General features: G+C 58.2%; 16 protein-coding genes. 13 read left to right on the top strand and 3 right to left on the bottom strand.

Annotated elements, in window-relative coordinates; genetic code table 11:
- Window positions 1-44 precede the first annotated feature (44 nt).
- The 8 genes from ACIPIN_RS21085 (at window position 45) to ACIPIN_RS21050 (ending at window position 10,788) form a co-directional block, all read left to right on the top strand.
- Window positions 45-1,670: an ABC transporter substrate-binding protein gene (locus tag ACIPIN_RS21085; RefSeq protein ID WP_401121674.1), complete on the top strand. Its 1,626-nt coding sequence runs from the start codon at window positions 45-47 to the stop codon at window positions 1,668-1,670.
- Window positions 1,671-1,970: 300 nt separating this feature from the next.
- A complete protein-coding gene (locus tag ACIPIN_RS21080; RefSeq protein WP_401121672.1) occupies window positions 1,971-3,572 on the top strand; it encodes an ABC transporter substrate-binding protein in 1,602 nt (533 codons plus the stop codon).
- Window positions 3,573-3,741: 169 nt separating this feature from the next.
- Entirely contained in the window at window positions 3,742-5,157 is a 1,416-nt protein-coding gene (locus tag ACIPIN_RS21075; RefSeq protein ID WP_401121670.1) for an OprD family porin, read from the top strand.
- 78 nt (window positions 5,158-5,235) lie between these two features.
- On the top strand, window positions 5,236-6,831 hold the full coding sequence (locus tag ACIPIN_RS21070) for an ABC transporter substrate-binding protein (protein ID WP_401121667.1): 1,596 nt from the start codon (window positions 5,236-5,238) through the stop codon (window positions 6,829-6,831).
- A gap of 74 nt (window positions 6,832-6,905) precedes the next feature.
- Window positions 6,906-7,916, top strand: coding sequence for an ABC transporter permease subunit (locus ACIPIN_RS21065; RefSeq protein WP_262115866.1), 1,011 nt, complete (start codon window positions 6,906-6,908; stop codon window positions 7,914-7,916).
- Between the two features lie 10 nt (window positions 7,917-7,926).
- The gene (locus ACIPIN_RS21060; protein WP_262115865.1) at window positions 7,927-8,838 is read left to right on the top strand and encodes an ABC transporter permease subunit; all 912 of its coding nucleotides are present in this window, start codon (window positions 7,927-7,929) and stop codon (window positions 8,836-8,838) included.
- A gap of 10 nt (window positions 8,839-8,848) precedes the next feature.
- Window positions 8,849-9,817 carry an ABC transporter ATP-binding protein gene (locus tag ACIPIN_RS21055; RefSeq protein WP_401121664.1) on the top strand — a complete coding sequence of 323 codons (969 nt, stop codon included), beginning with the start codon at window positions 8,849-8,851 and terminating at the stop codon, window positions 9,815-9,817.
- On the top strand, window positions 9,817-10,788 hold the full coding sequence (locus tag ACIPIN_RS21050; protein WP_401121663.1) for a peptide ABC transporter ATP-binding protein: 972 nt from the start codon (window positions 9,817-9,819) through the stop codon (window positions 10,786-10,788). Before ACIPIN_RS21055 ends, ACIPIN_RS21050 begins: the two co-directional genes overlap by 1 nt.
- A gap of 121 nt (window positions 10,789-10,909) precedes the next feature.
- Here ACIPIN_RS21050 and ACIPIN_RS21045 read toward each other — a convergent pair whose 3' ends face one another.
- The 3 genes from ACIPIN_RS21045 to ACIPIN_RS21035 form a co-directional block, all read right to left on the bottom strand.
- Window positions 10,910-11,140, bottom strand: coding sequence for a hypothetical protein (locus ACIPIN_RS21045; protein WP_401121660.1), 231 nt, complete (start codon window positions 11,138-11,140; stop codon window positions 10,910-10,912).
- A 287-nt stretch (window positions 11,141-11,427) separates the two neighbouring features.
- On the bottom strand, window positions 11,428-11,913 hold the full coding sequence (locus ACIPIN_RS21040) for a GNAT family N-acetyltransferase (RefSeq protein WP_401121658.1): 486 nt from the start codon (window positions 11,911-11,913) through the stop codon (window positions 11,428-11,430).
- 359 nt (window positions 11,914-12,272) lie between these two features.
- Window positions 12,273-13,856 (bottom strand): peptide chain release factor 3, encoded by a 1,584-nt coding sequence (locus tag ACIPIN_RS21035; protein ID WP_401121656.1) that lies wholly within the window; start codon window positions 13,854-13,856, stop codon window positions 12,273-12,275.
- Between the two features lie 483 nt (window positions 13,857-14,339).
- Between ACIPIN_RS21035 and ACIPIN_RS21030 the strand changes: the two genes are divergently transcribed.
- The 5 genes from ACIPIN_RS21030 to ACIPIN_RS21010 all read left to right on the top strand — a co-directional run bounded on the left by ACIPIN_RS21030 (window position 14,340) and on the right by ACIPIN_RS21010 (window position 19,424).
- Entirely contained in the window at window positions 14,340-15,056 is a 717-nt protein-coding gene (locus ACIPIN_RS21030) for an ABC transporter permease (RefSeq protein WP_401121654.1), read from the top strand.
- Window positions 15,057-15,080: 24 nt separating this feature from the next.
- Complete coding sequence (locus ACIPIN_RS21025; protein ID WP_401121652.1) at window positions 15,081-15,974, top strand: glycine betaine ABC transporter substrate-binding protein; 894 nt, start codon at window positions 15,081-15,083, stop codon at window positions 15,972-15,974.
- A 9-nt stretch (window positions 15,975-15,983) separates the two neighbouring features.
- Complete coding sequence (locus tag ACIPIN_RS21020) at window positions 15,984-16,637, top strand: ABC transporter permease (protein WP_401121649.1); 654 nt, start codon at window positions 15,984-15,986, stop codon at window positions 16,635-16,637.
- The gene (locus tag ACIPIN_RS21015) at window positions 16,634-17,791 is read left to right on the top strand and encodes a betaine/proline/choline family ABC transporter ATP-binding protein (protein ID WP_401121646.1); all 1,158 of its coding nucleotides are present in this window, start codon (window positions 16,634-16,636) and stop codon (window positions 17,789-17,791) included. Before ACIPIN_RS21020 ends, ACIPIN_RS21015 begins: the two co-directional genes overlap by 4 nt.
- Before the next feature lie 469 nt (window positions 17,792-18,260).
- Window positions 18,261-19,424 carry a type III PLP-dependent enzyme gene (locus tag ACIPIN_RS21010; protein WP_401121644.1) on the top strand — a complete coding sequence of 388 codons (1,164 nt, stop codon included), beginning with the start codon at window positions 18,261-18,263 and terminating at the stop codon, window positions 19,422-19,424.
- Window positions 19,425-19,543 lie beyond the last annotated feature (119 nt).

Below are 19,543 nucleotides of genomic sequence, written 5' to 3'. Positions count from 1 at the left end.
GTCGTCCTCTAATTCCAAAAATGACAACAAATCATGAGGCCACCATGCTTAAACACGCGGTCATTCCGTTTTTAGTCGGCGCAAGCTTGTTAGCTAGCGCACCTTTCGCCCAAGCGGCGACTAACCTGGTGTTTTGCTCCGAAGGGAGCCCGGCCGGTTTTGATCCTGGTCAGTACACCACCGGAACCGACTTCGACGCCTCTGCAGAAACCATGTTCAACCGCCTGACCCAGTTCGAGCGCGGCGGCACCGCCGTTGTTCCTGGCCTGGCCACCAGCTGGGACATTTCCCCGGACGTGAAGGAGTACACCTTCCACCTGCGTCAAGGTGTGAAGTTCCATACCACCCCGTATTTCACCCCGACTCGTGATTTCAACGCCGACGACGTGCTGTTCACCTTTAATCGCATGATTAACAAGGATGACCCGTTCCGCAAAGCGTACCCGACCGAATTCCCGTACTTCACCGACATGGGCATGGATACCAACATCACCAAGGTCGAGAAGGTCGATGACCACACCGTCAAGTTTGTCCTGAACACCGTAGACGCCGCGTTCATCCAGAACATGGCCATGAGCTTCGCGTCTATCCAGTCCGCCGAGTACGCCGCCAAGCTGCTCAAGGAAGGCAAACCGGGTGACATCAACCAGAAGCCGATCGGCACTGGCCCGTTCGTGTTCAAGAGCTACCAGAAAGACTCCAACATCCGTTACACGGGTAACAAGGACTACTGGAAGCCTGAAGACGTCAAGATCGACAACCTGATCTTCGCCATCACTACCGACCCGTCGGTGCGTATCCAGAAGCTCAAGAAAAACGAATGCCAGGTCACCCTCTTCCCGCGTCCGGCCGACCTCAAGGCCCTGGGTGAAGACAAAGACCTGAAGCTGCCGCACCAGGCCGGTTTCAACCTGGGCTATATCGCCTACAACGTGATGCCGGTGCTCAAAGGCCGTACCGACGCCAACCCATTGGCCAACCTCAAGGTCCGTGAAGCGCTGGACATGGCGGTGAACAAGCCGCAGATCATCGATTCGGTTTACCAGGGCGCTGGTCAATTGGCGGTCAACGCCATGCCGCCAACGCAGTGGTCCTACGACACCACCATCAAGGATGCCAAGTACGATCCTGAGAAAGCCAAGGAACTGCTCAAGGAAGCCGGCATCAAGCCGGGCACCGAGATCACCCTGTGGGCCATGCCGGTTCAGCGTCCGTACAACCCGAACGCCAAGCTGATGGCTGAAATGCTGCAGTCCGACTGGGCCAAGATCGGCCTGAAGGTCAACATCGTCAGCTACGAATGGGGCGAGTACATCAAACGTTCCAAAGGCGGCGAGAACCAGGCGATGATCATCGGCTGGAGCGGTGACAATGGTGACCCGGACAACTGGCTCGGCACTCTGTTCGGCTGCGATGCCATGAACGGCAACAACTTCTCGAAATGGTGCGACAAGCCGTACGACGCCCTGATCAAACAAGCCAAGTCCACCCCGGACCAGGCTAAACGCACCGAGCTGTACAAGCAGGCGCAACACCTCCTCAAAGATGCAGTCCCGATGACACCTATCGCGCACTCGACGGTGTATCAACCCATGCGCAACTCCGTGCAGGACTTCAAGATCAGCCCGTTTGGCTTGAACTCCTTCTACGGCGTCAGCGTCAGCAAGTAAGGCTTTGCAACGGCGACGTCCTTGACGTCGCCGTTGCGCTATCTGCCAAGACAGCTGGAATTCGCCTACTTCCCAAACCACTGCGGACTACTGCAGCGGGTTTAGGACGTGTCGCCTTTTCCTACCTGTTTTTCAGGCCCTACGCCTTTACCACCTGATCTTCGACCCCTACCGTCGAGGTCCGGTCGTGCTGTCGCTGCGGCTGGCAACTGCTGACCCCATGGCTTTGATTCAGTGATACCTGCACGTCTCCGGACGGGACGACGGCTCACTGTTACACCTAAAAAAAGAGGGAGCGTCATGCGCCATACCTTGGTTTTATCCGCATTGCTGGGCACCGGTCTGTTGGCCGCCACGTCTGTCAGTCAGGCCGCCAATAACAGCCTGGTGTTTTGCTCCGAGGGCAGCCCCGCGGGCTTCGACTCCGCGCAGTACACCACTGCGACCGACAACGATGCCGCCGAACCGCTGTACAACCGACTGGCCGAGTTCGAAAAAGGCGCCACCAGTGTCGTACCGGGGTTGGCCACCAGTTGGGATATTTCCGAGGATGGTCTCAAGTACACGTTCCACCTGCGCGAAGGGGTGAAATTTCACACCACCAAGTACTTCACGCCGAGCCGCGATTTCAACGCCGACGACGTGTTGTTCACCTTCAATCGCATGCTCGATGCCGAGCATCCATTCCGTAAGGCTTACCCGACCGAGTTTCCGTACTTCAACGGGATGAGCCTGAACAAGAACATCGCCAAGGTCGAGAAGACCGGGCCGTTGACCGTGGTCATGACCCTGAACTCGGTAGACGCCGCGTTCATTCAGAACGTCGCCATGAGTTTCGCCTCGATTCTCTCCGCCGAATACGCCGACCAGTTGCTCGCATCCGGCAAGCCGAGCGAGATCAACCAGAAGCCGATCGGCACCGGGCCGTTCGTGTTCAAGAGCTACCAGAAAGATTCCAACATCCGTTACACCGGCAACAAACAGTACTGGGACCCAAGCCGGGTCAAGCTCGACCAACTGATTTTCGCCATCAATACCGACGCGTCGGTGCGTGTGCAGAAGCTCAAGAAAAACGAATGCCAGATCACCCTGCACCCACGCCCGGCCGATGTCGAAGCGCTGAAAAACGACCCCACGCTGCAACTCATCGAAAAGCCCGGCTTCAACCTTGGCTACATCGCCTACAACGTGCGGCATAAACCCTTCGACCAGCTCGAAGTACGCCAGGCGCTGGACATGGCGGTGAACAAACAAGGGATCCTCAAGGCCGTGTACCAGGGCGCGGGACAACTGGCGGTCAACGCCATGCCACCGACCCAGTGGTCGTACGACGAAACTATCAAAGACGCCACTTACAACCCGGAAAAAGCCAAGGAATTGCTCAAGGCCGCCGGGGTCAAGGAAGGCACCGAGATCACTCTATGGGCGATGCCTGTGCAACGTCCGTACAACCCGAACGCCAAGCTGATGGCTGAGATGCTTCAGTCAGACTGGGCGAAAATCGGCCTGAAAGTGAAGATCGTCAGCTACGAGTGGGGCGAGTACATCAAGCGCACCAAGAATGGCGAGCACGACGTCAGCCTGATCGGCTGGACCGGCGACAATGGGGACCCGGACAACTGGCTGGGCACCCTGTACAGCTGCGACGCGATTGGCGGCAACAACTACTCCATGTGGTGTGACCCGCAATACGACAAGCTGATCAAGCAGGCCAAGATCGTCACCGACCGTGAGCAACGCACGGTGCTCTACAAACAGGCTCAGCAATTGCTCAAGCAGCAAGTGCCAATCACCCCTGTCGCCCACTCGACGGTCAACCAGCCGTTGAGCGCCAAAGTCGAAGGATTCAAGGTCAGCCCCTTCGGCCGTAACGTGTTCTCGGGTGTCAGCATCGACCAATAACTGAATAGCCAAAACCCTGAGGGCGATTTTGCCCTCGCGCAAAGGTGTTGCCTGAATTCGGCGAACAAGCCATAGGCAAACGTTTGCAATGCGTGAATGAGTTCTAAACCAAATAGCCGGATCACAAAAAAAGACCGGCATTAATAAAAGAAAGACAGGAGCTTCACCCATGAAACTGAGCAGCACCGCGTTATTGGCCTTGGCCATCAGCAGCGTCACCGCCACGGCTTACGCAGAAACCCAGAGCCAGGATTTCAACCCGGTTACGGTCAAAACCAGCAGCGCACAAGCCGGCGCAACAGGCTTCGTCGAAGGTCAGAAAATCGACGGCAGTACTCGTAACTGGTACGCCAACGAACAACTGCATCGTGGTGGCAAGTTCACCTACCGCAAAGATGGTGTGGCGACGCCAACCGACCGCCGTATCAACTGGGTTCAGGGCACTATCGTCAACTACAACTCCGGCTTCACTCAGGGCACCGTCGGAATCAGCACCGAAGTGGCCGCCTACAACGCCGTCGCACTGGATCGTGATCACAAGGATCTGGCGTCCAACAACGGTGGCGCACCGGGCTCTCGTCCAGGCGCAGGCAACAACCGTACCCTGACCAAAGAAGGCGGTGACGCCCAAGACCAGTGGAGCAAACTGGGCCTGGCCAACGTCAAGGCTCGCGTCTCCAACACCACCCTGACTGCTGGCCGCCAGAACTTCAGCAGCCCGATGGTCGATGTGATCGGTAACCGTGCCCTGCCTTCGAGCTTCGAAGGTGTGGCGATCCACAGCGAAGAGCTGAACAACCTGGCCTTCGACCTGGCCACGTTCGATCGCAACTCTCCGCGTACCGAAGAGAGCCAGCGTAAATTCCGTTCCGAATACTCCGACAGCATCATCGAAGTCGATCACGTGAACACCGCGGGTATCACTTACCAGCCGTTCACCAGCGTGAAAACCAGCCTGTGGGCCACCCAGGCCGAGGACATGTGGAACCAGTACTACTTTGGCGCCAACCACGTATTGGGCGATAGCTCGGTGCTGAGCCTGACCAGCGACCTGAACTACTACAAAACCAAGGACACGGGCAAAAGCAAACTCGGCAAGATCGACAACGATGCGTACTCCCTGTCGTTCGGCCTGACCCACCAGGCCCACAGCCTGACGTTCTCCTGGCAGCAAATTGTCGGTGACGAGTACTTCGACTACCTGCACGAAACCAACGGTATCTACCTGGCCAACTCCCTGCTGTCGGACTTCAACGGCCCGAACGAGAAGTCCTTCCAGGTCGCCTATGGTCTGAACATGGCGGAATACGGCGTGCCGGGCCTGAAGTTCAACATCTACCAGGCTCGTGGCTGGGGTATCGACGGTACTCACTACAAAGGCGGCGCCTACAACAGCGTGCTGGCGATGGACGGCGAACACCACTACGAATACGGCATTGGTGCTACGTACGCCGTGCAAAGCGGCCCGCTCAAGGCCACCAAGATTCGCGCGACTTACACCGCACACCGTGCGAGCGAAAACCAGGTTGACGGCAGCATCAACGAGTTCCGTCTGGTCACCACCGTTCCATTCAACATTCTGTAAAAACGCTGCCAAACGGCTGACTCATGACGAGTCGGCCGTCTGGCTCTTTCCAGTTCAACCGATTGCAGAGGGCTCTTGATGAAAATGCTTCCCCTACGAGCGGCCATCGCCGCCGCGCTGCTGAGTGTCGCTGTCGGCGCCTTGGCCAAACCCTTGGTGGTCTGTACCGAAGCCAGCCCGGAAGGCTTCGATATGGTCCAGTACACGACTGCAGTCACAGCCGATGCGGTGGCCGAAACCATCTTCAACCGCCTGGTGGACTTCAAACCCGGTACCACTGAAGTGATTCCGGCACTGGCCGACTCCTGGGACATCAGCGAGGACGGTCTGACCTACACGTTCCACCTGCGCAAAGGCGTCAAGTTTCACACCACCGATTACTTCAAGCCGACCCGCGACATGAATGCCGACGACGTGGTCTGGAGCTTCCAGCGTCAGCTGGACCCGAACCACCCGTGGCACACCAAGTCGAGCGTGGGCTTCCCGTACTTTGAAAGCATGGGTTTCAAAGAGCTGCTCAAAAATGTCGAGAAGGTCGACGACAACACGGTCAAGTTCACCCTGACCCGCCGCGAAGCGCCATTCCTGGCGGACGTCGCCATGGCCTTCTCCTCGATCTACTCCGCCGAGTACGCCGACCAGTTGCTCAAGGCCGACAAGACCGGTGACCTGAACAACAAGCCGATCGGTACCGGTCCGTTCATCTTCCAGCGTTATGCCAAGGATGCTCAGGTCCGCTTCAAGGCCAACCCGGAGTACTTCCGTGGCAAGCCGCCAGCTGACTCGCTGATTCTGGCCATCGCCACCGACAACAACGTACGCCTGCAAAAGCTCAAGGCCAACGAGTGCCAGGTCGCGCTTTACCCCAAGCCGGATGACATTCCGAGCATCAAGAAAGACACCAACCTGAGCGTCGATGAACTGGACGCGATGACCGTCTCGTACATCGCCATGAACACCTCCCACAAGTACATGAGCGACGTGCGGGTACGTAAAGCCATCGATATCGCGTTCGACAAGGAAGCCTACGTCAATGCGCTGTTCGGCAAAGGCAATGCCTCGGTAGCAGTGAACCCGTACCCACCGACCTTGCTGGGTTACAACAAGACCCTGCAAAACCCCAAACGTGACCTGGACAAGGCTCGCGCCCTGCTCAAGGAAGCCGACGTGCCAGAAGGCACCGTGCTCACCCTGTTCACCCGTAACGGTGGCGGCCCGACCAACCCGAACCCGATGCTCGGCGCACAGATGATGCAATCGGACCTGGCCAAGGTCGGGATCAAGCTCGACATTCGCGTCATGGAATGGGGCGAAATGCTCAAACGCGCAAAAAACGGCGAACACGATATGGTGTCTGCCGGATGGGCGGGCGATAACGGCGACCCGGATAATTTCCTGACGCCTATGCTCAGTTGCGAGGCGGCCAAAAACGGCGAAAACTACGCCCGCTGGTGCAATGAGAAATTCCAGACGCTGATCGATGAAGCCCGAGCTAAAGTAAACCCGGCCGAACGCACAGCACTCTATGAACAGGCCCAGGAGATATTCCACCAGGACCAGCCATGGATCAGCATGGCGCACACCAGAATGTTTACGGCCATGCGCAAGAACGTCGAGGGTTATCACATTAGCCCTCTGACCACTAACAACTTCGCTACCACCCAAGTGAAGTAGATAAGAAAACGCCCGGCAACGTTGACCCCAACGCTGCCGGGAACGCCTAACCGGCTGATGAGGTACACCAGAAGATGTTTAGTTTTATTGCCCGCCGATTGGGATTATTGATCCCCACGTTCTTCGGCATCACCTTGCTGACTTTCGCGTTGATTCGCATGATTCCCGGCGACCCCGTGGAAGTCATGATGGGAGAACGTCGGGTCGATCCCGAAATGCATGCTCAGGCAATGGAACGCCTTGGTCTGAACAAACCGCTGTACGCCCAATACCTGGACTACATCGGCAAACTGGCCCACGGTGACCTGGGTGAATCCCTGCGTACCCGTGAAAGCGTATGGACCGAGTTCACCTCGCTGTTCCCCGCGACCCTGGAACTGTCCTCGGCGGCCCTGCTGTTCGCCGGCGTTCTCGGTCTATTGGCCGGGGTGATCGCGGCGCTGAAGCGAGGATCCCTGTTCGACCATGGGGTCATGGGCATCTCCCTTGCGGGATATTCGATGCCGATCTTCTGGTGGGGCCTGATCCTCATCATGTTCTTCTCGGTCTCCCTGGGCTTGACCCCGGTGTCCGGGCGGATCGACCTGCTGTACGACATCGAGCCGAGAACCGGCTTCATGCTCATCGACACCCTGCTGGCCCATGACACCGGTGCGTTCTTCGATGCCCTGCACCACCTGATTCTTCCGGCCATCGTGCTCGGCACCATCCCGCTGGCGGTGATCGCCCGGATGACCCGTTCCTCGATGCTCGAAGTCCTGCGTGAAGACTACATCCGCACCGCCCGGGCCAAAGGCCTGTCGCCGTCGCGCGTGGTGTTCGTGCACGGCCTGCGCAACGCCTTGATCCCGGTACTGACCGTGGTCGGTCTGCAAGTCGGCACATTGCTGGCCGGTGCGGTTCTGACCGAAACCATCTTCTCGTGGCCCGGTATCGGCAAATGGCTGATCGAAGCCATTGGCGCCCGGGACTACCCAGTGGTGCAAAACGGAATTCTGTTAATCGCCTGCCTGGTGATTCTGGTCAACTTTGTAGTGGATATTCTTTATGGCTTCGCAAACCCACGCATCCGTCACCAGCGCTGAGACCCTACGCATGAGTACTCCAACGACCTCCGTAGCAGTCGACCAAAGCCTGCTTTATCCGTCGCCGTACAAAGAGTTCTGGCAAGCCTTCTCCAAGAACAAGGGTGCCGTCGCCGGCCTGTTGTTCATGCTGCTGGTGATTTTTTGCGCGATTTTCGCCCCGTGGGTTGCTCCGCATAACCCGAGCGAGCAATTCCGCGATTTCCTGCTGACCCCCCCAGCCTGGCTGTCAGGTGGGCAGATGCAATACCTGCTCGGCACCGATGAACTGGGTCGTGATCTGCTGTCACGCCTGATCCACGGTTCGCGCCTGTCCTTGCTGATCGGCTTGTCGTCGGTGGTCATGTCGCTGATTCCGGGGATCCTGCTGGGTCTGTTCGCCGGGTTCTTCCCGCGCCTGCTTGGCCCGACCATCATGCGTCTGATGGACATCATGCTGGCCCTGCCATCCCTGCTGCTGGCTGTGGCGATCGTCGCCATCCTCGGCCCTGGCCTGATCAACACCATTATCGCCATCGCCGTGGTTTCGTTGCCGTCCTATGTTCGTCTGACCCGCGCCGCGGTGATGGGCGAACTGAACCGCGACTACGTGACCGCCGCACGCCTGGCCGGTGCCGGTCTGCCACGTCTGATGTTCGTCACTGTGCTGCCCAACTGCATGGCACCACTGATCGTTCAGGCGACCCTGAGCTTCTCCTCGGCGATTCTCGATGCCGCGGCACTGGGCTTCCTCGGCCTTGGCGTACAACCGCCAACCCCTGAGTGGGGCACCATGCTGGCTTCGGCTCGCGACTACATCGAACGCGCCTGGTGGGTCGTCAGCCTGCCTGGTTTGACCATTTTGCTCAGCGTGCTGGCAATCAACTTGATGGGCGACGGCCTGCGCGATGCGCTGGACCCGAAACTCAAGAACGCCGCCTGAGGAGATTCAAATGTCACTGTTAGAAATCAAGAATCTCAACGTTCGCTTCGGCGACAAGAACGCCGTTCCGGTGGTCGATGGCCTCGACATTTCCGTGGACAAAGGCGAAGTCCTGGCCATCGTTGGCGAGTCGGGGTCCGGCAAGTCCGTGACCATGATGGCGCTGATGGGCCTGATCGAACATCCAGGCATCGTCACCGCTGACGCTCTGAATTTCGACGGCAAGAACATGCTCAAGCTCAGCAACCGTCAGCGTCGGCAAATCGTCGGCAAAGACCTGGCCATGGTCTTCCAGGACCCGATGACCGCACTGAACCCGAGCTATACCGTCGGTTTCCAGATCGAAGAAGTGCTGCGTCTGCACCTGAAAATGTCCAGCAAGGCCGCCCGCAAGCGCGCCATCGAGCTGCTGGAAAAAGTCGAAATCCCGGGCGCCGCAAGCCGTATGGATGCCTATCCGCATCAACTCTCCGGCGGTATGAGCCAACGCGTGGCGATTGCCATGGCGATTGCCGGCGAACCGAAACTGCTGATCGCCGACGAACCGACCACCGCGTTGGACGTGACGATTCAGGCGCAGATCATGGACCTGCTGCTGGCGCTGCAAAAAGAGCAGAACATGGGTCTGGTGCTGATCACTCACGACCTCGCCGTGGTGGCCGAAACCGCTCAGCGCGTGTGCGTGATGTACGCCGGCCAAGCGGTAGAAGTCGGTCAGGTACCGCAGTTGTTCGACATTCCGGCGCACCCGTACAGCGAAGCACTGCTCAAGGCCATTCCTGAGCACAGCCTGGGTTCAGCGCGTCTGGCCACGCTACCAGGCATCGTTCCCGGCCGTTATGACCGTCCGCAAGGCTGCCTGCTGTCGCCGCGCTGCCCGTACGTGCAAGACAACTGCCGTCAACAACGTCCAGGCCTGGACCCGAAAAGCAACAGCCTCGCCCGCTGCTTCTATCCTTTGAATCAGGAGGTGGCGTAATGGCCGTCGTTCTCACCGCCCGTGACCTGACCCGTCACTACGAAGTCTCCCGCGGCCTGTTCAAAGGCACCGCGCTGGTACGCGCGCTCAATGGCGTGTCGTTCGAACTCGAAGCCGGCAAGACCCTCGCAGTCGTAGGCGAATCCGGCTGCGGCAAGTCGACCCTGGCTCGCGCCCTGACGCTGATCGAAGAGCCGTCTTCGGGCTCCTTGAAAATCGCCGGGCAAGAAGTCACCGGAGCTAACAAGGCCGAACGCAAACAACTGCGCAAAGACGTGCAGATGGTGTTCCAGAGCCCTTACGCCTCGTTGAACCCACGGCAGAAAATCGGTGACCAACTGGCCGAGCCTCTGCTGATCAACACCAAGCTTTCCGCGGCCGAACGCCGCGAAAAAGTCCAGGCGATGATGAAGCAGGTCGGCTTACGCCCTGAGCATTACCAGCGTTATCCGCACATGTTCTCGGGCGGTCAGCGCCAGCGGATCGCCCTGGCACGCGCCATGATGCTGCAACCCAAAGTGCTGGTCGCGGACGAACCGACCTCGGCGCTGGACGTGTCGATTCAGGCTCAGGTGCTGAACCTGTTCATGGATCTTCAACAAGAGTTCAACACCGCCTACGTATTCATCTCCCACAACCTGGCGGTGGTGCGTCACGTCGCCGATCAGGTGTTGGTGATGTACCTCGGCCGTCCGGTGGAAATGGGCCCGAAAGAAGACATCTACACCCGTCCTCTGCACCCGTACACCCAGGCCCTGCTGTCGGCCACGCCGACGATCCATCCGGATCCGAGCAAGCCGAAAATCAAGATCGTCGGCGAACTGCCGAACCCGCTGAACCCGCCGTCCGGCTGTGCTTTCCACAAGCGCTGCCCGTACGCCACTGAACTGTGCAGCAAAGAAGAGCCAGCCCTGCGCCAGCTCGACAGCCGTCAGGTGGCCTGCCATTACGCCGAGCAATTCGTCGTCTGAGCCGGGCATGAAAAAGCGCCCTCTTGGAGCGCTTTTTGAAACACGTTGACCAAACCCCTCCTCAGGACTGCGCATCAGTCCGGCAGGAGGGGTTTTCTTTTGTCTGAATCCTTAAGAATCCTTAACCCTGGGTATCGTCTTCGGAATCGTCGGAGGACGGGTCCTCATCGCTTTTACTATCACCCTGACTCTGCTCACCAGTGGCAACCATCAAGCCACTGCCCTGCACACTTTTTGCTGCCCAGAAACCCTGATCCTGCACTGCGCCGCCGCTCGCCCACGCTGCCGAAGTGCCCACCGACAGCAACACCAGCACTTTGATCAGTAAAACCATGCGTTGAAAAATACTCATAGCTGATTCCATCCTTTCGTAGGTGAAGCATGGGTGCCTGACGGCGGGTAACCCGGTTGCCGTGGCGCTGAATGAAATCTAGTTCCGATCGGCCGGGTTCTCCAGATAGGATGCTACCGATTGCCGGTAAATGCCGTGGCTGGACAGATCGGTTCTGAATAATGGTTATAACTAAAACAACGACAGGACATTCTCATTTGAGGCCAATCAAGCCACTCGATACCCTTGAGCCAGTTTGAGGCAGAAGATGACGGTCCAGTGGCTGCGCGATGATCAACAGAACCGGATCAAGTATCTGCAGCCGGGCGCACCTGGGTGTTCGGACGAACATAGTAGTTGTCGAACTCGCTACTTTCGACGAACTGAAAGCCATGACGAATATAAAAACGATTTGAAGCGCTTTCTCTGAGAGCACCCACCCGCAATGTCAATTCAGATGCATCCGCTTCCATGAAGACTTGACGAAGAACAGCCGAACCTATGCCCATACCTTGCGCGCTCGGCTTGATGTACAGGTGGTCAAGCAATAACCCATCGATGAGCGGCTTGACGACAACGAAACCAACCTGCTCGCCGGAAACCTCGATGTAGCGAGTGAACGCGGGAGAAAAACCATCGCGAAAACGCTCTCGTGCACGCACGGGATCGAAGCGACCAATGTGCTCGAGACTTTCACGCATGGCCTCAATCCGAATAGCAACAAGCGTTTCGAAGTCACTGGATTGAGTCGCGACAAGAGTGACCAGCGGGTTATGCGTGGTGGCAAAAAACATCCTATGTGCTCCAACTTCCATTCTGAGCGAGTCCATATAAAGAGCGGCATCAATGACGCCTAGCCTATGGCACAAAATCTATTCTGTCTCACTGTACGGTTACAGGGTCTCGTAAAGCGATGATTGAGGCAGCTTTCCTCGCTCGAGATTTTCACCGTCAGGCGCGTTCATCATGGCCGCTGAAGCTCTTATCCCAAACCCTTCAAAGCCCATACAGCTAATTCTTTGACAACGCGTTAAGTAGTATCACGCCATGACCTAAAGGGTGCCTGGACGCCCTGTAACAACGGCGATTTCTTGCAGTCAATAAAAAACCCCGCAACTTTCGCAACGGGGCTTTGGTGTTACACACTCAGCGCTTAGTGATGCTCACGCGTCGCACGGAATTTCACGTCCGGCCAGCGCTCTTCCATCAGCGCCAGGTTGACCCGGGTCGGGGCCAGGTAGGTCAGGTGACCGCCGCCGTCGAGGGCGAGGTTTTCCACGGCCTTGACGCTGAACTCTTCGAGCTTCTTCTTATCGCTGCAATCGATCCAGCGCGCAGACCACACGGTGATTGGCTCGTAGGCGCATTCGACCTTGTATTCTTCTTTCAGGCGGCTGGCGACCACATCGAACTGCAGCACACCGACGGCGCCGAGGATGATGTCGTTGCTGCGCTCCGGGAAGAACACCTGGGTCGCGCCCTCTTCGGCCAGCTGTTGCAAGCCCTGGCGAAGTTGCTTGGATTTCAGCGGGTCCTTCAGGCGTACGCGGCGGAACAGTTCCGGGGCGAAGTGCGGGATACCGGTGAAACCCAGGGCTTCGCCTTCGGTGAAGGTGTCGCCGATCTGGATGGTGCCGTGGTTGTGCAGACCGATGATGTCGCCGGCGAACGCCTCTTCCAGTTGCTCACGCTCGGAGGAGAAGAAGGTCAGCGCGTCGCCGATCCGAACATCCTTGCCGGTGCGCACGTGACGCATTTTCATGCCTTTTTCGTACTTGCCGGAGCAAATGCGCATGAAGGCAATGCGGTCGCGGTGTTTCGGGTCCATGTTCGCCTGGATCTTGAACACGAAGCCGGTGAACTTCTCTTCCACCGGTTCAACGGTACGCTCGTTGGCGACACGGGCCAGCGGCTTCGGCGCCCAGTTGACCACGGCGTCGAGCACGTGATCGACACCGAAGTTGCCCAACGCAGTACCGAAGAACACCGGGGTCAGTTGGCCGTCCATGAATTCCTGTTGATTGAATTCGTGGCAGGCGCCCTGCACCAGTTCCAGCTGTTCGATGAAGCGGTGGTACTCGTCACCCAAATGCTCGCGGGCTTCATCGGAGTCGAGCTTCTCGATGATTTTCACCTCGGTACGCTCGTGGCCGTGGCCTGCGGTGTAGACGATGATGTAGTCGTCGGCGAGGTGATAGACGCCTTTGAAATCCCGGTAGCAACCGATCGGCCAGGTGATCGGCGCAGCCTTGATTTTCAGGACGGCTTCGATTTCGTCGAGCAGTTCGATCGGGTCGCGAATGTCACGGTCGAGTTTGTTGATAAAGCTGACGATCGGCGTATCACGCAGACGGCAAACGTCCATCAGGGCGATGGTCCGTGGCTCTACACCCTTACCACCGTCGAGAACCATCAATGCCGAGTCGACCGCCGTCAGGGTGCGGTAGGTGTCTTCGGAGAAGTCTTCGTGGCCCGGGGTGTCGAGCAGGTTGATCATGTGATCGCGATACGGGAACTGCATGACCGACGTGGTAATGGAAATACCACGCTGCTTTTCCATTTCCATCCAGTCGGAGGTGGCATGGCGGTCCGACTTTCGGGATTTCACCGTACCGGCAATAGCAATGGCCTTGCCCATCAGCAAGAGTTTCTCGGTGATGGTAGTTTTACCCGCATCGGGGTGGGAAATAATGGCGAAAGTGCGGCGTTTCGCGACTTCGGCGGCCTGTTTGGTCATGGGAAATCGCCTGGCAGGTGATTCAAAAAAGGGCGGCGAGTATAGCTCAAAACGACATCTACGGACCACCGTTCGCCCTGTAGCAGCTGCCGAGCCCGCGAGGCTGCGTTCGGCTGCGCAGCGGCCGTAAATCAAACAATGCGGTCTTGCAGGCATACCGCGCTTAACGATTTTACGACTGCTTCGCAGCCGAACGCAGCCTCGCGGGCTCGGCAGCTGCTACGGGATGTGAGGCGGCCGGGGTGGCTAAATGCTGCTAATTGTGGAACCTTTTAAAGAGTGGAGGCGTCCACTCCCCTGTTACGGCTTGTCGTCAGGGGCTGAAATATCAGCAAGTCAGCCTGACGAGGCTGCGCTTATGGCTCGATCTCATGCCGCTTTGCCGGCATCGAACGAGCTGCTTTTCGCGATCATTTTTTCGGCAGCCAGGCATGGCGTTGCCACACGAAAAACTGTTCGCCGACAGAAAAAAGGAGTCCGCCTGTGGCTATTCGCTATGGCAAAGGGCTGATAGGAGGAGCGGTTGTCGTCGCCCTTCTGGCCCTGCTGATCCACTGGATTGGCATCAACACGATCGAACTGTACCGCGACGATTTGTTGTTTTACCTGCAAGCTCATCTGATTCTCGTCCTCGCTTCCATGCTGGCCGCCCTCGTTGTGGGCATCCCCGCCGGTATCTTCCTCAGCCGCCCGACCATGGTCGGGCGCGCCGAACGCTTCATGCAGCTCTTCAACATCGGCAATACCGTCCCGCCTCTCGCCGTACTGGCCATCGCCCTGGGAATTCTCGGGATCGGCAGCGGACCTGCGATCTTCGCGCTGTTCCTCGCGTCCCTGTTGCCCATCGTGCGCAACACCTACGAAGGCCTGAAAAACGTTCAGGGTTCGCTCAAGGAAGCGGCCGTCGGCATTGGCATGACCCCGCGCCAGGTGCTCTGGCGGGTCGAATTGCCGAACGCAGTGCCGATCATCATCGGCGGTGTGCGGGTGGCGCTGGCGATCAATGTCGGCACCGCACCGCTGGCGTTTCTGATCGGCGCCAACAGCCTGGGCAGCCTGATTTTCCCCGGTATTGCCTTGAACAATCAGCCGCAATTGATCCTCGGCGCAGCCTGCACCGCCCTGCTGGCATTGCTGCTCGACGGTCTGGTAACACTGGCCAGCCGCCTCTGGCTGGAACGCGGTTTACCCCAGTCTTAACTCAGGCTGAGCGAAGGAATAATCATGAAAACATTAAGCTTGTTACTAGGCTGCGTCCTGCTGTGCGCAGGATTTGCCCACGCCGCCGACAAACCGCTGATCCGCATCGGCGCCAGGGTATTCACCGAACAAACACTGCTCGCGGAAATCACCTCCCAATACCTGCGCACCCAGGGTTACGACGTCCAGGTGACGGGAGGTCTGGGCAGCAGTCTGGCCCGCAGTGCCCATGAAAACGGCCAACTGGACCTGATGTGGGAATACACCGGCGTGTCGCTGGTGGCCTACAACCATGTCACTGAGAAGCTCGACAACGAACAGTCCTACGCGCGGGTCAAGGAACTTGACGCGAAAAAGGGCCTGGTCTGGCTCGCTCCGTCGAAATTCAGCAACACCTACGCCTTGGCGCTGCCGAAGAACGTTGCCGATGAATATCCGCAGATCAACAGCATCAGCGACTTGAACAGCGTGCTCAGCGCTGAGGCGAAGACCAACCACCTGGTGGCGCTGGACACCGAGTTCGCCAACCGTTCCGACGGCCTCAAAGGCATGGTCAAGCTCTACGGCATGAACCTGACCCGCAACAACATCCGCCAGATGGACGCCGGGCTGGTCTACACCGCGCTGCGCAATGGCCAGGTATTTGCCGGTCTGGTCTACACCACCGACGGGCGCTTGAATGCCTTCAAGCTGAAACTGCTGGAAGACGACAAACATTACTTCCCGGACTACACCGCCGCGCCTGTGGCCCGACAGGCGTACCTCGACGCCCACCCGCAATTGGCCAAACAACTCAAACCGCTGGCCGAACTGTTCGACGACCAAACCATGCGCCAACTCAATGCACGGGTCGACGTCGACCACGAAAGCCCTTCCGCCGTGGCCGCAGATTTCTTGCGCCAGCACCCCATCAACTGAGGAAAAGCTATGGAATTTCTCAACGCCTTTTCCCACTTGGACTGGTCGCTCGTCCTGCACCTGACCTGGCAACACATCACCCTGGTCGGCATTGCTGTGACCTTGGCGATCGTGGTCGGTGTGCCGCTGGGCATTCTGATGACGCGCTTCCCGACGCTGGCCGGTCCTCTGCAAGCCAGCGCCACGGTACTGCTGACCATTCCGTCGATTGCACTGTTCGGTCTGCTGCTGCCGTTCTACTCGAAATTCGGCCAGGGCCTGGGGCCGATGCCCGCGATTACTGCAGTGTTTCTGTATTCGCTGCTGCCGATCATGCGTAACACCTATTTGGCGCTGACTGGCGTCGAACCGGGGATTCGCGAAGCCGCGCGCGGCATCGGTATGACTTTCGGCCAGCGCCTGCGCATGGTCGAGTTGCCGATTGCGGTGCCGGTGATCCTCGCCGGCGTGCGCACCGCAGTCGTCATGAACATTGGGGTGATGACCATCGCCGCGACCATCGGCGCCGGTGGTCTGGGCGTACTTATCCTCGCTGCCATCAGCCGCAGTGACATGTCGATGCTGATCGTCGGCGCGGTGCTGGTCAGCCTGCTGGCGATCTTCGCCGACCTGCTTCTGCAATGGCTGCAACGTTCGCTGACTCCAAAAGGACTCCTGAAATGATCGAACTTCAAAACCTCAGCAAAACCTTTCACAGCAACGGCAAAGACATCAAAGCCGTGGACTCGGTGAACCTGACCGTCAATGAAGGCGAAATTTGCGTGTTCCTCGGGCCATCGGGTTGCGGCAAAAGCACCACGCTGAAAATGATCAACCGGTTGATCAAACCGACCTCGGGCAAAATCCTGATCAACGGCGAAGACACCACCGACCTCGACGCAGTGATGCTGCGCCGCAACATCGGCTATGTGATCCAGCAGATTGGTCTGTTCCCGAACATGACCATCGAGGAAAACATCACCATCGTTCCGCGCCTGCTCGGCTGGGACAAACAAAAATGCCACGACCGCGCCCGCGAGTTGATGAGCATGATCAAGCTGGAACCCAAGCAGTATCTGAGCCGCTACCCACGGGAGCTGTCCGGTGGTCAGCAACAGCGGATCGGTGTAATCCGCGCCCTGGCCGCTGACGCCCCATTGCTGCTGATGGACGAACCGTTCGGTGCGGTCGACCCGATCAACCGCGAGATGATCCAGAACGAATTTTTCGAGATGCAGCGGGCGCTGGGCAAGACCGTGATCATGGTCAGCCATGACATCGACGAAGCGATCAAGCTTGGCGACAAGATTGCGATCTTCCGTGGCGGCAAGCTGATCCAGGTCGACCACCCGGACACTCTGCTCGCGCACCCGGCGGATGACTTTGTCAGCAACTTCGTCGGCCAGGACAGCACGCTCAAACGGCTGCTGTTGGTCAAGGCCGAAGACGCGGCGGACAACGCGCCGTCAGTCAGCCCGGAAACGCCGGTGGCCGAAGCGCTGGAGTTGATGGACGAACTCGACCGCCGCTATGTGGTGGTCACCTGCGCCGACAACAAGGCCTTGGGCTACGTGCGCCGCCGCGATCTGCATCGTCAGACCGGCACCTGCGTGCAATTCCTGCGCGAGTTCAACGCCACGGCGGCCTATGACGAGCACCTGCGGATCCTGTTGTCGCGCATGTACGAGTTCAACCGCTCGTGGCTACCAGTGATGGACGCCGAGCGGGTGTTCCTCGGCGAAGTGACGCAGGAGTCGATTGCCGAGTACCTGAGCTCGGGTAAGTCCCGTGGCGGCAAGACCAGCATTGTTTCGCCGGCCGAGACTGCATTGGCCTGACGGACGCCTTCGCGAGCAGGCTCGCTCCCACATTGGATCTGCGTCAGCCCACAATTTTGTGGTTGAACACGGACCAGTGTGGGAGCGGGCTTGCTCGCGAATGGGGCAACACAAATCCCTCCTGAAACACCTCAAAAATCCCTTCAAAGGGAACATCACACTGTCATGCAGGTCGGTTACATCAGTATCTGACCGGGACCGCACGACGGAAGCGTGCAAAAACGCGACATTTTTTGTTGATCTCAAGCCGCTCAAGTCCTAAAGTTCGCGCCGAACGTCCATGCTGGAAACGATCCATCCGGCTCAAGTACTGACGACGAGACAGCAAGGTCACCCGCGGCGCAGCGCCAGGTTGACCTTTTTGCTTTCGGCGACATGCCTTGGGAAGTAGGCGAACCAAAGTGGGGATACGGAGGACGTTCATTTGCACCCATTTATTTATTCTGTTTGCCAGTAGGAGCTCCCAAGTATGTCGATCAACGTCGAAGACTATTTCGCGCGTGAAACCTTCCAGAAAATGAAGGCCTTCGCCGACAAACAAGAAACCCCGTTCGTGGTCATCGACACCGCGATGATCGCCCAGGCCTATGACGACCTGCGCGCCGGTTTCGAATTTGCCAAGGTTTACTACGCGGTCAAGGCCAACCCGGCCGTCGAGATCATCGACCTGCTGAAAGAGAAAGGTTCGAGCTTCGACATCGCTTCGATCTACGAGCTGGACAAGGTGCTGGGCCGCGGCGTCAGCCCGGATCGCATCAGCTATGGCAACACCATCAAGAAATCCAAAGACATTCGCTACTTCTATGAGAAGGGCGTGCGTCTGTATGCCTCCGACTCCGAAGCCGACCTGCGCAACATCGCCAAGGCTGCACCGGGTTCGAAAGTCTATGTGCGCATCCTGACCGAAGGCTCGACCACCGCGGACTGGCCTTTGTCGCGTAAATTCGGCTGCCAGACCGACATGGCCATGGACCTGCTGATCCTCGCTCGCGACCTGGGCCTGGTGCCATACGGCATCTCCTTCCACGTCGGCTCGCAACAGCGCGACATCAGCGTCTGGGACGCCGCGATCGCCAAGGTCAAAGTGATCTTCGAACGCCTGAAAGAAGAAGACGGCATTCACCTCAAGCTGATCAACATGGGCGGCGGCTTCCCGGCCAACTACATCACCCGTACTAACAGCCTGGAAACCTACGCCGAAGAAATCATCCGTTTCCTCAAGGAAGACTTCGGTGACGATCTGCCCGAAATCATCCTCGAGCCAGGCCGCTCGCTGATCGCCAACGCCGGCATCCTGGTCAGCGAAGTGGTATTGGTCGCGCGTAAATCCCGCACCGCCGTCGAGCGTTGGGTGTACACGGATGTGGGCAAGTTCTCCGGCCTGATCGAAACCATGGACGAAGCCATCAAGTTCCCGATCTGGACCGAAAAGAAAGGCGAGATGGAAGAAGTGGTCATCGCCGGCCCAACCTGCGACAGCGCCGATATCATGTACGAAAACTACAAGTACGGCCTGCCGCTGAATCTGGCCATCGGTGACCGCCTGTACTGGCTGTCCACCGGCGCCTACACCACCAGCTACAGCGCCGTCGAGTTCAATGGCTTCCCGCCGTTGAAGTCGTTCTACGTCTAAACGCAGATCGCTGACATCAAAAAGCCCATGACCTGTCATGGGCTTTTTTGTGTCTGAAATAAATCCTCCGGAAATACCTATCCCCGCGTAGGAGTTGCCGAAGGCTGCGATCTTTTGAT

It is taken from the genome of Pseudomonas sp. NPDC087697, assembly GCF_044743155.1.
GTDB lineage: Bacteria > Pseudomonadota > Gammaproteobacteria > Pseudomonadales > Pseudomonadaceae > Aquipseudomonas.
The sequence above is the reverse complement of the archived record's forward strand: the minus strand, read 5'-3'. Positions and strand labels throughout refer to the sequence as shown.

Excerpts from the sequence above, each read along its gene's own strand:
- ACIPIN_RS21085 (WP_401121674.1), top strand. The coding sequence starts at position 45 with ATGCTTAAACACGCGGTCATTCCGTTTTTAGTCGGCGCAAGCTTGTTA.
- ACIPIN_RS21080 (WP_401121672.1), top strand. The coding sequence starts at position 1,971 with ATGCGCCATACCTTGGTTTTATCCGCATTGCTGGGCACCGGTCTGTTG.
- ACIPIN_RS21075 (WP_401121670.1), top strand. The coding sequence starts at position 3,742 with ATGAAACTGAGCAGCACCGCGTTATTGGCCTTGGCCATCAGCAGCGTC.
- ACIPIN_RS21070 (WP_401121667.1), top strand. The coding sequence starts at position 5,236 with ATGAAAATGCTTCCCCTACGAGCGGCCATCGCCGCCGCGCTGCTGAGT.
- ACIPIN_RS21065 (WP_262115866.1), top strand. The coding sequence starts at position 6,906 with ATGTTTAGTTTTATTGCCCGCCGATTGGGATTATTGATCCCCACGTTC.
- ACIPIN_RS21060 (WP_262115865.1), top strand. The coding sequence starts at position 7,927 with ATGAGTACTCCAACGACCTCCGTAGCAGTCGACCAAAGCCTGCTTTAT.
- ACIPIN_RS21055 (WP_401121664.1), top strand. The coding sequence starts at position 8,849 with ATGTCACTGTTAGAAATCAAGAATCTCAACGTTCGCTTCGGCGACAAG.
- ACIPIN_RS21050 (WP_401121663.1), top strand. The coding sequence starts at position 9,817 with ATGGCCGTCGTTCTCACCGCCCGTGACCTGACCCGTCACTACGAAGTC.
- ACIPIN_RS21045 (WP_401121660.1), bottom strand. The coding sequence starts at position 11,140 with ATGAGTATTTTTCAACGCATGGTTTTACTGATCAAAGTGCTGGTGTTG.
- ACIPIN_RS21040 (WP_401121658.1), bottom strand. The coding sequence starts at position 11,913 with ATGTTTTTTGCCACCACGCATAACCCGCTGGTCACTCTTGTCGCGACT.
- ACIPIN_RS21035 (WP_401121656.1), bottom strand. The coding sequence starts at position 13,856 with ATGACCAAACAGGCCGCCGAAGTCGCGAAACGCCGCACTTTCGCCATT.
- ACIPIN_RS21025 (WP_401121652.1), top strand. The coding sequence starts at position 15,081 with ATGAAAACATTAAGCTTGTTACTAGGCTGCGTCCTGCTGTGCGCAGGA.
- ACIPIN_RS21020 (WP_401121649.1), top strand. The coding sequence starts at position 15,984 with ATGGAATTTCTCAACGCCTTTTCCCACTTGGACTGGTCGCTCGTCCTG.
- ACIPIN_RS21015 (WP_401121646.1), top strand. The coding sequence starts at position 16,634 with ATGATCGAACTTCAAAACCTCAGCAAAACCTTTCACAGCAACGGCAAA.
- ACIPIN_RS21010 (WP_401121644.1), top strand. The coding sequence starts at position 18,261 with ATGTCGATCAACGTCGAAGACTATTTCGCGCGTGAAACCTTCCAGAAA.